The organism is Nocardioides pacificus (assembly GCF_054775955.1).
On sequence record NZ_BAAHCI010000005.1, the window covers coordinates 440119 to 452668 of the forward strand.

The 12550-nt window shown below is 70.0% G+C and carries 9 protein-coding genes; 5 read left to right on the forward strand and 4 right to left on the reverse strand.

The window, feature by feature from the left end; all coding sequences use genetic code 11:
- Nucleotides 1-3: 3 nt before the first annotated feature.
- The gene (locus ACYU7L_RS04665; RefSeq protein WP_460794101.1) at nucleotides 4-2220 is read right to left on the reverse strand and encodes a transglycosylase domain-containing protein; all 2217 of its coding nucleotides are present in this window, start codon (nucleotides 2218-2220) and stop codon (nucleotides 4-6) included.
- A gap of 140 nt (nucleotides 2221-2360) precedes the next feature.
- Between ACYU7L_RS04665 and ACYU7L_RS04670 the strand changes: the two genes are divergently transcribed.
- The 3 genes from ACYU7L_RS04670 to ACYU7L_RS04680 all read left to right on the forward strand — a co-directional run bounded on the left by ACYU7L_RS04670 (nucleotide 2361) and on the right by ACYU7L_RS04680 (nucleotide 5694).
- Nucleotides 2361-2996, forward strand: coding sequence for a PadR family transcriptional regulator (locus ACYU7L_RS04670; protein ID WP_460794102.1), 636 nt, complete (start codon nucleotides 2361-2363; stop codon nucleotides 2994-2996).
- A 36-nt stretch (nucleotides 2997-3032) separates the two neighbouring features.
- A complete protein-coding gene (locus tag ACYU7L_RS04675) occupies nucleotides 3033-4118 on the forward strand; it encodes an inositol-3-phosphate synthase (RefSeq protein ID WP_460794103.1) in 1086 nt (361 codons plus the stop codon).
- Nucleotides 4119-4263: 145 nt separating this feature from the next.
- Nucleotides 4264-5694: an alpha/beta hydrolase domain-containing protein gene (locus tag ACYU7L_RS04680; protein WP_460794105.1), complete on the forward strand. Its 1431-nt coding sequence runs from the start codon at nucleotides 4264-4266 to the stop codon at nucleotides 5692-5694.
- 16 nt (nucleotides 5695-5710) lie between these two features.
- Here ACYU7L_RS04680 and ACYU7L_RS04685 read toward each other — a convergent pair whose 3' ends face one another.
- From ACYU7L_RS04685 to ACYU7L_RS04695, 3 genes are all read right to left on the reverse strand, one after another.
- Nucleotides 5711-6379, reverse strand: a complete 669-nt coding sequence (locus tag ACYU7L_RS04685) for an AIM24 family protein (RefSeq protein WP_460794106.1) — start codon at nucleotides 6377-6379, stop codon at nucleotides 5711-5713.
- Nucleotides 6376-6858, reverse strand: a complete 483-nt coding sequence (locus ACYU7L_RS04690) for an SRPBCC family protein (protein ID WP_460794107.1) — start codon at nucleotides 6856-6858, stop codon at nucleotides 6376-6378. The genes ACYU7L_RS04685 and ACYU7L_RS04690 overlap by 4 nt, the downstream gene beginning before the upstream one ends.
- A gap of 69 nt (nucleotides 6859-6927) precedes the next feature.
- Complete coding sequence (locus ACYU7L_RS04695; protein ID WP_460794108.1) at nucleotides 6928-8397, reverse strand: CCA tRNA nucleotidyltransferase; 1470 nt, start codon at nucleotides 8395-8397, stop codon at nucleotides 6928-6930.
- A 73-nt stretch (nucleotides 8398-8470) separates the two neighbouring features.
- On the opposite strand from ACYU7L_RS04695, the gene ACYU7L_RS04700 reads away from it, so the two are divergent.
- Together ACYU7L_RS04700 and murJ are read left to right on the forward strand one after the other, a co-directional pair.
- Nucleotides 8471-10828 (forward strand): DUF6049 family protein, encoded by a 2358-nt coding sequence (locus tag ACYU7L_RS04700; RefSeq protein ID WP_460794109.1) that lies wholly within the window; start codon nucleotides 8471-8473, stop codon nucleotides 10826-10828.
- Nucleotides 10825-12522 (forward strand): murein biosynthesis integral membrane protein MurJ, encoded by a 1698-nt coding sequence (gene murJ, locus ACYU7L_RS04705; protein WP_460794110.1) that lies wholly within the window; start codon nucleotides 10825-10827, stop codon nucleotides 12520-12522. The genes ACYU7L_RS04700 and murJ overlap by 4 nt, the downstream gene beginning before the upstream one ends.
- Nucleotides 12523-12550: the final 28 nt, after the last annotated feature.

The following is a 12550-nucleotide window of genomic DNA, read 5'->3' on the forward strand; positions in this document are numbered from 1 at the left end:
GTCTCACCCGCCGGCGGGTGTGCGCTCGGTCCTGGCCGGTCGCTCCGGCCGCTGCGATTCGGTGGGCGTCGGCTCAGGCTCCGGCGGAGGGATGATCGTGGGCGTCGGCTCCGTGGGCGTCGGCGTCGGGGTCGGCGTCGGGGTCGGCGTGGGCTCCTGGCTCGGCTCCTTCGTCGGCTCCTTGGTCGGCTTCTTCGTGGGCCTCGGCGGCGGCGTGTTGGTCGGCGGCGGCACGTAGGGCTCGTGCCCGCTCGCCGGAGCCTCGCCGTCGACGAAGGCCGGCTCGGGGAAGTCCAGCACGTCCAGGCCCTCCATCGCCCGGATCATCACCGAGGTCCAGGTGCGCGCCGGGTAGGAGCCGCCGTAGAACTCCGGCAGGAAGCCCTCGAGGTCGCCGTTGCCCTTGCCGCGCAGGTAGACGACCGAGGTGGCCATCTGTGGCGTGTAGCCGGTGAACCAGGCCGAGGAGACGCCACCGTCGCCCGTGGTCGCCGTACCGGTCTTGCCCGCGGCCGGCCGGTTCAGCGACAGGGCCGCCGTGCCGGAGCCCGAGCTGACGACCTGCTGCAGCGCGTAGGAGACGTCGGCCGCGATGTCGGGCTCGAGCACCTTGCGGTTCTTGACCCGGTGGTTGTACCTCACCTTGCCGTCGTGGTCGACGACCTTCTCGATCAGATAGGGCTCCGACCACACGCCCTCGTTGGCGATGGTGGCGTAGGCGTTGGCCATGTTGATCGGGCTGACCACCGCGCTGCCGAGCGCGACGCCCGTGACGGGCTCGAGGCCGGGGCTCTTGCGCGGGAAGCCGTAGTTGCTGCCGCCCTTGGACGGGATGCCCATGTCGTTGGCGGTCTTGATGATCTTGCGCGGCCCGTCCTCCATCGCCAGGGTCAGGTCGATGAAGGCGGTGTTGATGGAGTTCTCAGTGGCGGTGAGCAGGCTGACCTGGCCATAGCTGCTGTCGCCCTGGTTCTCGACGTCGCCGCCGTCGTCCAGCAGGTAGGGCGAGTTGCCGTCGAAGGAGTCCTTCAGTGAGAAGCCCTCCTTGAGGCCGGTGGCCACCGCGAACGGCTTGAGCGTCGAGCCGGCCATCCCACCCGCGTAGGCCCAGTTGATCTGGGACTTGAGATAGTCCTGGCCGCCGTAGAAGCCACGCAGCGCGCCGGTGCCGGGCTCGACGCTCGCGACGCCGATGTGCATCTCCTTGTCGCTGAGGTCGGGCCGCTCCTCGAGCACCCCCTCCTTGGCGGCGTCCATCGCCTTCTCGCTCAGCGTGGTCGTGACCTTCAGACCGCCGCCGTTGACCTCCTCCTCGGTGAACCCGAGGCGGAGCAGCTCGTCCTTGACGAGCTTGAGCGCGTGGCCCCGCTGACCGCCGTACTGGCTGTCCTCCTTGACCTTGGGGAACTTCGGCAGCTTCTTGGCGGCCTTCTCGGCCTCCTCCGCCGTGGCCGTGCCCATCTTCACCATGCTGTTCAGCGCGTACTCGTAGCGCGCGCGCAGCCGGTCCCGGGCCTCCGGGCCGTTGGCCGGGTCCATGCCGGTGGGGTTGTTCACCACCGAGGCGAGCACGGCGCTCTGGCGCAGGTTGAGCTTCTTCGCGGGCTTGTTGAAGAAGGCCTGCGCCGCGGTCTCCACGCCGTAGGCGCCCCGACCGAAGTAGATCGTGTTGAGGTAGCCCTCGAGGATCTCGGACTTGCTCATCTGACGCTGGATCTTCAGCGCGAGGAACGCCTCCTTGAGCTTGCGCGAGATGGTCCGCTCCTGGCTGAGGTAGGCGACCTTCACGTACTGCTGGGTGATGGTCGAGGCTCCCTGGCGCGCATTGCCCTGAGCGTTGCTGAACGCCGCCCGCAGGATGCCCTTCGGGTCGATCCCCCGGTCGGTCCAGAAGGTCTTGTTCTCCGCGGCGACCACCGCGTCCTTGAGCGTGTCGGGCATCTCGTCGAGCGTGATCGACTCACGCTTCTGAGTGGCGAACTCCCCGAGCTCGGTCTTGCCGTTCTCGTAGTAGATGTTCGTCGTCTGCGTCTGGAAGTCCTCGTTGGGATCCGGCAGGTCGGTCGTCTGATAGAGATAGACGAACGACGCCAGCCCGATCAGCGTCATCGCCAGGACCAGCATCAGCATCCAGGTGAGGATGCGCCGCAACAGGCCCTTCTTCTTCTTCGGAGGCTTCCCCCCGGGGGTCTGGTCGGCTGCCTTGCGCTTTCCGCTCAACTCGGTCTCCGCTGCTTGACGACTGGTGCGCGCCCGGGCAGGCGGACATACCGCCACCCGAGCGCAGTAACACAGAGTACGCAACCCGCCGGTAGGCCCGGCTATTCGCGCAAGCCGGATATATCGCTACGATAGGTCTCGTGGCACGTCGTGGAGAGACCATCGAGCTCGCAGTCCTCGGACTGCTGCACGAGGCACCCATGCACGGCTACGAGCTCCGCAAGCGGCTGAATCTGATGCTGGGCTGGGGTCGGGTGCTGTCCTACGGCTCGCTCTACCCGGCTCTGAAGAAGATGCTGCGCGGCAATCTCATCGCCGAGACCACCGTGGCGAGCCCCACGGTGACCCGGCGCCCGCGCATCGTCTACCAGCTGACCGAGGCCGGCCAGCAGGAGTTCAAGCGGCTGATGTCGGAGGTCGGTCCCACCGCGTGGGAGGACGACAACTTCGACATCCGCTTCGCATTCTTCGGTCGCACTGACATGGAGATCCGGCTGCGCGTCCTCGAGGGACGCCGCACCCGCCTCCAGGAGCGGCTCGAGCGGGTCCAGGGCCAGCTGTCCCGGGCCCAGAAGGAGGTGGACCGGTACGCCGCGGAGCTTCAGCGCCACGGTGTCGAGTCCGTCGAACGCGAGGTCCGGTGGCTCTCGGACCTGATCAATGCCGAGCACGAGGCGCGTCGCGACATCGTCGCGAAGAGCACGGACCCGGCCCTGCCGTCGGCACCTCCCCGCACCCCCCCGCCCCACCTGCCCGAGGCACAGCCGCACGGCTGACCACCACCAACGAACCGAGAAGAACAGGAGATTCCAATGGGCTCGGTACGAGTAGCAATCGTGGGGGTCGGCAACTGCGCCACCTCCCTGATCCAAGGCGTCGAGTACTACAAGGACGCCGACCCGAACGCCAGCGTTCCCGGTCTCATGCACGTCGCCTTCGGCGAATACCACGTCAAGGACGTCGAGTTCGTCGCTGCCTTCGACGTCGACGACAAGAAGGTCGGCAAGGACCTGTCGGAGGCCATCAACGCCTCGGAGAACAACACCATCAAGATCGCCGACGTCCCCACCCTGGGCGTCGAGGTCCAGCGTGGCCCGACGCTCGACGGTCTCGGCAAGTACTACCGCCAGACCATCGAGGAGTCCGCCGCCGACCCCGTCGACGTAGTGGCGACGCTGCGCGAGCGCGAGGTCGACGTGATGGTCTCCTACCTCCCCGTGGGCTCGGAGGAGGCGGACAAGTTCTACGCACAGTGCGCGATCGACGCCGGTGTCGGCTTCGTCAACGCCCTGCCCGTCTTCATCGCCTCCGACCCGGTCTGGGCGAAGAAGTTCGAGGATGCCGGCGTCCCGATCGTCGGTGACGACATCAAGTCCCAGGTCGGCGCCACCATCACCCACCGTGTGATGGCGAAGCTCTTCGAGGACCGCGGCGTCACGCTGGACCGCACCTACCAGCTCAACGTCGGTGGCAACATGGACTTCAAGAACATGCTCGAGCGTGAGCGTCTGGAGTCCAAGAAGGTCTCGAAGACGCAGGCCGTGACCTCGAACCTCACCGGCGCGCTGGCCGGCACGACCACGAGCCGCAACGTCCACATCGGCCCGTCCGACTATGTCGCGTGGCTCGACGACCGCAAGTGGGCCTACGTGCGCCTCGAGGGCCGCGCGTTCGGTGACGTCCCGCTCAACCTGGAGTACAAGCTCGAGGTCTGGGACTCGCCCAACTCGGCCGGCATCATCATCGACGCCATCCGTGCGGCGAAGATCGCCAAGGACCGCGGCATCGGCGGCCCGATCATCTCCGCGTCGTCCTACCTGATGAAGTCCCCGCCGGTGCAGCTGCCGGACGACGAGGGCCGCGCCCGCGTCGAGGCCTTCATCCGCGGCGAGGAGTGAGCTCCTCTCTCCGCTAGCACAGCACGACGTCCCGTCCGGATCCCCGGGCGGGACGTCGTCATTTGCGGCAGAGTGGGCGCCTGTGTCTCCCCTCCCTCGTTCGGCCCGCACCCCCGCCCGTCTCGCTCCAGCCCTGGTCCTCCCCATGGCCCTGGCCCTCGCCCTGACCGGCTGCTCCGCGGACGATGGGCAGAAGTCCTCGCGCGCCGACCAGCCCTCCGGTCCGATCGCGGAGCTCACGCCGCTGACCGGTGGCGACGGGATCCGGCTGGCCTCAGCGACCGCCCCTCCGGCGCTTCCCGAGGGCTGGGTGGAGGAGGAGCTCCGGCTGAGCGGCAACGCCACGTCCTACCGGGACCGTGCCGGGCTTCCGGCCGACGGGCGCTACGACCTGGTGGCCTACCGGCAGGCCGACTACGACACCCGGGTCGTCGTACGACGCCCGCCCGAGGACGCCTTCAACGGCACCGTGGTCGTCGAGTGGCTCAACGTCAGCGGCGGCTTCGACGCCCACCCCGACTACAGCTACACCGTCGAGGAGCTGACCCGCGGCGGCTACGCCTGGGTGGGGGTGTCGGCCCAGCACATCGGCATCGAGGGCGGTCCGGTCGCGATCCAGGTCGCGTCCGCTGAGGAGACCGGAGCGGGCACGGGACTGCGCGCCGCCGACCCCGAGCGCTACGGCGAGCTGCGCCACCCCGGAGACGCGTTCGCCTACGACATCTTCACCCAGGTGGGCCGCACCATCCGCGACGACGACCTGCTCGGTGGGCTCGAGGCCGAGCGGGTGCTGGCCGTGGGTGAGTCCCAGTCGGGCTTCGCGCTCACGACGTACGCCAACGGCGTGCAGCCGCTGACGGACATGTTCGACGGCTTCCTGATCCACAGCCGCGGCGGCTCGCCCGCTCCGCTGGGCACTCCTGCCGCCGGCATCGACATCGTGGCGAGCATCGGCGGTGAGCCCACCACGATCCGCGCCGACCTCGACGTCCCCGTCCTGACGCTGCAGACCGAGACCGACGTCGTCGGCATCTTCAACTACCTCGCCGCGCGTCAGGACGACACCGACACCTTCCGCCTGTGGGAGGTCGCCGGCACGGCCCACGCCGACGAGCACCTGGTCGGCCCGATCGCGGAGCGGCTCGGCTGCCCGCGTCCGATCAACGACGGGCCCCACCATCTGGTCGCCAAGGCGGCCCTGCGCGCGCTGGATCGCTGGGTGCGCGACGGGGTGGCGCCGCCGACGGCCGACCGGCTGGAGGTCGAGTCCGGGGACAGCCCCGCCTATGTCCGCGACCGCGACGGCATCGCCACCGGCGGGATCCGCACGCCGCTGGTCGACGTGCCCGTCGACGTGCTCTCCGGTGAGTCCGCGGGCGGCCCGCTGGCCTGCTTCCTCTTCGGTTCCACCGAGCCGCTCCCGGTCGACCGGCTGGCGCAGCGTCACCCCTCCCGGGCTGCCTACCTGGAGGCCTTCGAGGGGTCGGCCGACGAGGCGATCGCCGCGGGGTTCGTGCTCGCCGAGGACCGGGACGCGCTGCTCGCCACGGCACAGCCGGGGCGGCTCGCGCGCTGAGCCGCGTGGCTGCGCATCAGCTGCCGGTCGAGACCGGCTTCCACTCGTAGGCCTGGACGACGACGAAGCCGGGGCCGTGGAAGACGTACTGGATCGCCTCGCCGGAGCCGCCGCGCAGCACCGAGGAGACGTTCATCGAGTTGTGGATGCCCGGCACCAGGTTGGCCGACCAGCACACCGCGGCCTGCGGGTCGACGTACGTCGGGCGCTGGGAGCAGTCGAGGACGACCGGCTTGCCGACCACGGTGACCGCGAGGGTGCCGGTGCCGCCGATCGTGGTGTTGAAGAAGCCCCCCGTGGCGATGCCGGCGCCCTTGGTGCGGTTGATGTCCCACTGCAGGCTCGCGTCGAAGGCGAGGATGTTGCGGCTGTTGACCGAGACGCCCTCGTTCTCGAGGTGCAGCAGGTGCACGAAGCCGGCCTCGTCGGCGAACCACACCTCGCCGTCGCCGCTGACCCGCATCAGGCTGACGTTCTCGCTGGTCAGGACCTTCTTGGCGAGCTTGCCGAGGCTGCCGGCCTTCTCGTGGTGGAACTGCACGTTGCCCTGGTAGGCCACCATCGTGCCCTTGGTCGCGAGGACCTCGGGGGCGACGCGGACCCGCAGCATCTGGCTGTTCTGCAGGGCGTAGCGCTCGGCGCCCGCAGCCTGCAGGTTGCTCTGCTCGAAGAGGTCGCTCCTCATCGGGCGGCCTCCATCGTCGACTCGGCCTCGGCCTTGACCCGCTCGAGGGTCTGGCGCATGCCCGCGCGCAGCTCGGCCGTGAACGCCTGCTGCCCGCCGAGGACCTTCTCGGTCAGCTTCAGCGAGATGCCGGAGACGCCGTCAGGGGCGGCGCGGCGCTGGGTGATCCGGGTGCCGCCACTCGCGGTCGTCTCCAGGCTGAAGGACCAGATCGTGTAGTTGTCCTTGACCCGGAACGCGATCTCGTCGTGGGGCTCGAAGCGCACCACCTTGGTGCGCGTGGGCCACACCTTGAGGCCCTGGCGGTTGATGTTGATCATCTGCGTGCCGAGCTGGATCGGGCCGCCGCGCACGATCGTGCGCACCACCTGCGGGCTCCACTCGGCCAGGCGGGGCAGGTCGGAGACCAGCGCCCAGACCTTGACCTGGGGGGCGGCCACCTCGATCGACTCCTCGATCAACGGCTCGAAATCGGTCATCACTCACTCCGCATCAGACGCTGTGCTTGCTCGCTGGGCCTATCGGCTGGGCATCCCGCTGGAGGGAACCTAGTCGACCGAGCGCGACTCCCACCATGCCAGCAGGGCCGCGCGCGCCTCGTCGTACCCCATCGGGCCGTTGTCCATCCGCAGCTCCATGAGCTGCTTGTAGGCCTCCCCGACCATGCGGCCCGGACCGATGCCGAGGATCTCCATGATCTGGTTGCCGTCGAGGTCGGGCCGGATCGAGGCCAGCTCCTCCTCCTGCGACAGCCGGTCGATGCGCGACTCGAGATCGTCATAGGTGCGCCGCAGTCGATCGGCTTTGCGCTTGTTGCGGGTCGTGCAGTCCGCGCGGGTGAGGATGTGCAGCCGCTCCAGCTGGTCGCCGGCGTCGCGGACGTAGCGGCGCACGGCCGAGTCGGTCCACTCCCCGGTGCCGTAGCCGTGGAAGCGCAGGTGCAGCTCCACCAGCGTGCACACCGCGTCGATGTCGTCGTTGGAGAAGCGCAGCGCCTTCATCCGCTTGCGGGTGATCTTGGCGCCCACCACGTCGTGGTGGTGGAAGGTCACGGTGCCGTCACCCACGAACTTGCGGGTCCGCGGCTTGCCGACGTCGTGCATCAGCGCCGCGAAGCGGGCGACGAAGTCGGGGCGGGCCGGCTCGCCGGGCTCGGCCAGGCGGTGCTCGAGCTCGATCGACTGCTCGAGCACGGTGAGCGTGTGCTCGTAGACGTCCTTGTGGCGGTGGTGCTCGTCGCGCTCCAGCGCCAGCGCCGGCAGCTCGGGGAGGACCCGCTCGGCCAGACCTGTCTCCACGAGCAGGCTCAGGCCACGGCGGGGGTACGGCGCGCAGACCAGCTTGACGAGCTCGTCGCGGACCCGCTCGGCCGAGATGATCTCGATCCGGTCGGCCATCGCCCGCATCGCCTCGACGACCTCCGGTGCGACCGTGAAGCCCAGCTGGGCGGCGAACCGGGCCGCGCGCATCATCCGCAGCGGGTCGTCGGAGAACGAGTCCTCGGGACGCCCCGGGGTCCGCAGCACCCGGTGGGCCAGGTCGACGACGCCGCCGTAGGGGTCCTCGAAGGTGCGCCCGGGCACGGCGACGGCCATCGCGTTGACGGTGAAGTCGCGACGCCCCAGGTCTCCGGTCAGCGAGTCGCCGAAGTCGACGTCGGGCTTGCGCGAGGACGGGTCGTAGGACTCGGAGCGGTAGGTCGTGATCTCGATCTGCCACTCACCCTTGCGGCAGCCGATGGTGCCGAAGTCCCGGCCCATGTCCCACATGGCCTCGGCCCAGCCCTTGAGCAGCCGCTCGGTCACCTCGGGTCGGGCGGAGGTGGTGAAGTCGAGGTCGTTCTGGAGACGGCCGAGCATCGCGTCGCGGACCGGCCCGCCGACCAGGGCGAGGGTCTCGCCGGCTTCGGTGAAGCGGGTGCCGAGCTCGTCGATCACCGGCCCGATCCGGTCCAGCTGGGCGGTCACGGTGCGCTGGACCTCGGCGATGTGGAGCGGGGGCAGCGCGGCGTCGGACACGGGAGGTCACTCTAGTCGCCCCGACCGGCTCGCCCCTGCCGGAGGGCAGCGGGTCGGCCGCTAGAGTCGACGGGTGCTCCGCCCCCCGTCGCTGCTGCCTGCCCTGGTCCTGGGCGTCGCGACGATGCTGGGTGCGACGGGGACCGCACATGCCGCTCCCTCCCCTGCGGTCGCTGCCTCGGTGGCTCCCGGCGCGAAGACAGCGGCGGCCGCGCCCGCTGCCTCGCCGGACGAGGACGCCGAGCCGGGCGACGCGTTGGAGCTCCGACTGGACGGAGTCACCCCCGCGATCATCCCTCGCCGCGGCCCTCTCGTCCTGCGCGGACGGGTGACCAACACGACCGCGGAGACCTGGACCGACATCAACCTGCACCCGGTCGTGTCGGCCTCCCCGATGACCACCGGCGCCGAGCTCGACGTCGCCGCGGCATCGCCGGACGACACGGTCATCGGCGACCGGATCCAGGGCAGCTTCGGCACTGTCGAGGAGCTGGCCGCCGGGTCGACGAGATCCTTCGAGATCCGGCTTCCGCAGAGCGAGCTGGCCGCGGAGATCACCGGGGCCCCCGGCGTCTACTGGCTGGGCGTGCACGCCCTGGGCCAGAGCCCGGCCGGGCGCAGCACGTCGGCGGTCGGACGCGTCCGCACCTTCATCCCCCTCGTCGGACGCACGCGCCGCAGCGTGGAGACCGCGCTGGTGCTGCCGGTGCGCCGCGGGGTCGCCCACACCGGCGACGGGAAGGTCGACGGCGTCGACCGCTGGAGCCGCGATCTGCGATCTGGTGGACGGCTGGACAACATCCTGTCCTTCGGCGAGGCGGCTGAGGACCGGCCGCTGACCTGGCTGCTGGATCCTGCGGTGCCGGACACGGTGAGCTCCCTGGCCGACGGCAACCCCGCGCGCTTCATCGGTCCCACCATCGACCCCGAGCGCCCGGAGGATGAGCCCGAGGACGGCGCCTCCCCGTCAGCACCCGAGATCACGGCCGAGCCCGTCGAGGACGCCCCCGACGACGAGCGGGAGCCTCTCACGGCCGCGGAGGAGACCGCGATGGAGCTGAGCGGGCCCTGGCTCGATCGGCTGAGCGAGGTGCTCGGCGCGGGGCAGGTCCTCGCCCTGCCGTACGGCGATCTCGACGTCGCGGCCGCCGGAGAGCACAAGCCCCCGCTTTACGCCCTGGCCCGGCAGCGATCGGACGTCGCCCTCGAGCAGCTCGGCGTGAAGGCCTCGCCGGCGATCGCCCCACCGCATGGCTATCTCGACGAAGCCGGTCTCGCCGTCGCCCGGGAGGACGACACCGTCCTGCTCACCGACGCCACGGTCACCGGTGCCCCGGACCCTGACTCGACGGACCCTGACGCTGCAGACCCTGACGCTGGGGAACCTGACTCTGGGGACCCTGACTCGACGGATGAGGGGGTGACCGAGGAGGAGGCCGACGAGATCGACCTCGCGACCGAGGACGCACCGGCCGTGGTGAGGCTCGACGGTCAGCGGGTGCTCCTCTCCGACGAGGGCGCCAGCGCCGGCGGGCCCGGTCCCTCCGACGCCCTGGCGCCGCTCGCCCTGCGCCAGCGCATCCTCGGCGAGGCCGCCCTGCGCATCCTGACCGAGGACGAGACCCCGCTCGTGATCTCGCTGCCCGTGGGCTGGAGCCCCACGTCCACCCGCGACTTCTTCGAGGGCCTCGATGAGGCAGGTTGGCTGGAGCTGACCACGCTCGAGGAGGCGACCGAGTCACTCAACGCTCAGAGCGTCGATCCCGGCACTCTGGCCTACCCCGCCCTCCAGGCCGAGCTCGAGCTGCCCTCCATCAACCTGACCGCCACCGAGGGGCTCGTCGCCATCGGCGAGACGCTGCAGAACGTCCTCGCCCGCAACGACGCCGTCGCCGCTCAGGTCACCGACGACGCCCTCCCCGGCGCGTCGTACTTCGCCCGCACCCGCCCGGCCGTCGCCCTGGCCCGCACCGAGGCGTCGCGTGCGTGGATCCAGGACCTGGTGGCCTCGGTGCGCATCGAGGCGCCCACCTCGGTGACGCTCTCCAGCGAGAGCGGCCGCTTCTCCGTCACGCTGCTCAACGACCTGGACCAGCCGGTGGTGGTGCGGATCGAGGCGGTGACGGCGTCTCCGCTGAGCATCCGTGCCCCCAGTGAGATCCGACTCGAGCCTGATTCCAGCCGGACCGTTCTGCTGCAGGCCAACTCCGAGCAGATCGGGGTGCACTCCGTGACGCTGGAGGTGACCGATTTGAGCGGACAGCGGCTCGGCTCCTCCGACACCCTGCCCCTGCGCACGGCCCAGGTGAGCGAGATCATCTGGGTGATCATGGGCATCGGTGCCGGGCTGCTCTTCGGGGCGATCGCCCTGCGCCTGGTCCGTCGCCTGCGACGCAGCAGAGCCGACGACACGACGACCCCGGACGAGTGAGCCCCACACCAGTGAGCGACGACGAGCAGAAGAAGATCCTTTCCTCCACCGCCGTGATGGCAGCCGGGACCATCGTGTCCCGGCTCAGCGGCTTCGTGCGGGCGTTCCTGATCGCGGCGGCGCTCGGCAACCTGCTGCACGCCGACCTGTTCTCGATCGCCAACACGATCCCGAACATGCTCTACATCCTGCTGGCCGGCGGCGTCTTCAACGCCGTCCTGGTGCCGCAGCTGGTCCGCTCGATGAAGAACGACGAGGACGGCGGCGACGCCTACGCCAACCGCGTGGTCACGCTGGCCGCGCTCTTCCTCGGCGTGGTCACCGTCCTGCTCGTGGTGGCCGCGCCCTGGGTGATGTCGATCTATCTCGACAACCGCTTCGACTCCCCCGAGCTCGCCGCGCAGCGTGAGTCGGTCATCGACTTCGCGCGCTACTGCCTGCCGCAGGTCTTCTTCTACGGCATGTTCGTGCTGGTCGGGCAGATCCTCAACGCTCGCGGCCGGTTCGGGCCGATGATGTGGGCCCCGATCGCCAACAACGTGATCTCGGTGCTGGTGCTCGCGATCTACCTCCTCAGCTTCGGGCCCGCCGAGGGCGCGGAGCGCTACGGCGGCTACTCGTCGGGCCAGGAGCTGCTCCTGGGCCTGGGCTCGACGCTGGGCATCGTCGTCCAGCTGCTGATCCTGGTGCCCTACCTGCGCGCGGCCGGCTTCCACTTCTCCCCGCGCTTCGACTTCCGCAACACCGGGCTCGGCCACACCCTCAAGCTGGGCACCTGGACGGTGCTGTTCGTGATCGTCAACCAGATCGCCTACACGGTCGTGGTCCGGCTCGCCTCGAGCGGCACGGCGCAGGCCGCCTCCGACGCGACCGGGGCGGCGGGCACCAGCACCGGCACCGGCTATGCCGTCTATGCCACGGCGTTCCTGATCGTGATGGTCCCGCACTCGGTGATCACCGTGTCGCTGGCCACCGCCATCTTGCCCCGTCTCTCGGCGCGGGCGGCCGACGGCGACCTGGCGGGCCTGGGCGCCAGCCTGGGCGGCACCCTGCGCAATGCACTGGCCGTGATCGTGCCGTTCGCGGCGCTGATGCCGCTGGTGGCTCCCGACGTCGCCAACGTCATCTCCTACGGAGCGGCCCGCGACACCTACGAGCTCTACTCGCTCTCGCTCGCGCTGTTCGGTCCCGGCATCCTCTTCTTCACCGTCCACTACCTGATGCTGCGCGGCTTCTATGCCCTCGAGCGGACACGGACCGTCTTCTGGGTTCAGTGCGTGATCGCCACGGTCAACATCGCGGTGGCCGTGGTGCTGGTGGCCCGGACCGACCCGGAGAACACCTCTCCGGCCCTGGTGGTCGCCTACACCGCGTCGTACGCCGTGGGGTCGCTGCTGTCCTACGCCGTGCTCAAGCGGCTGCTGGGCGGGCTCGACACCCGACGGACGATCCGGTTCGCGGTCCGGATGGTGATCGCGACCGGCGTCTCGACGGCTGTGGCCTGGGGGCTCGCACACGTGCTGCATGCGCGGACCGAGGAGCCCAGCCAGCTGGTCGCCCTGATCGTGGGCGCGGCGATCGCCCTCGTCGACGCGGCGGTCTTCCTCGCCATGGCGCAGGCCCTGCGGATCACCGAGGTGACCGCCATACTCGAGACAGTGACACGGCGCTCAGGCTCCCACCGACGTGGGTGAGCGCGCCTACGATGGACCGGACGCCATT

What these genes read in the sequence shown, in the direction of transcription:
- ACYU7L_RS04690 (WP_460794107.1), bottom strand. Translation starts at nt 6,858, where the DNA reads ATGACCGATTTCGAGCCGTTGATCGAGGAGTCGATCGAGGTGGCCGCC.
- ACYU7L_RS04685 (WP_460794106.1), bottom strand. Translation starts at nt 6,379, where the DNA reads ATGAGGAGCGACCTCTTCGAGCAGAGCAACCTGCAGGCTGCGGGCGCC.
- ACYU7L_RS04680 (WP_460794105.1), top strand. Translation starts at nt 4,264, where the DNA reads ATGGCCCTGGCCCTCGCCCTGACCGGCTGCTCCGCGGACGATGGGCAG.
- ACYU7L_RS04675 (WP_460794103.1), top strand. Translation starts at nt 3,033, where the DNA reads ATGGGCTCGGTACGAGTAGCAATCGTGGGGGTCGGCAACTGCGCCACC.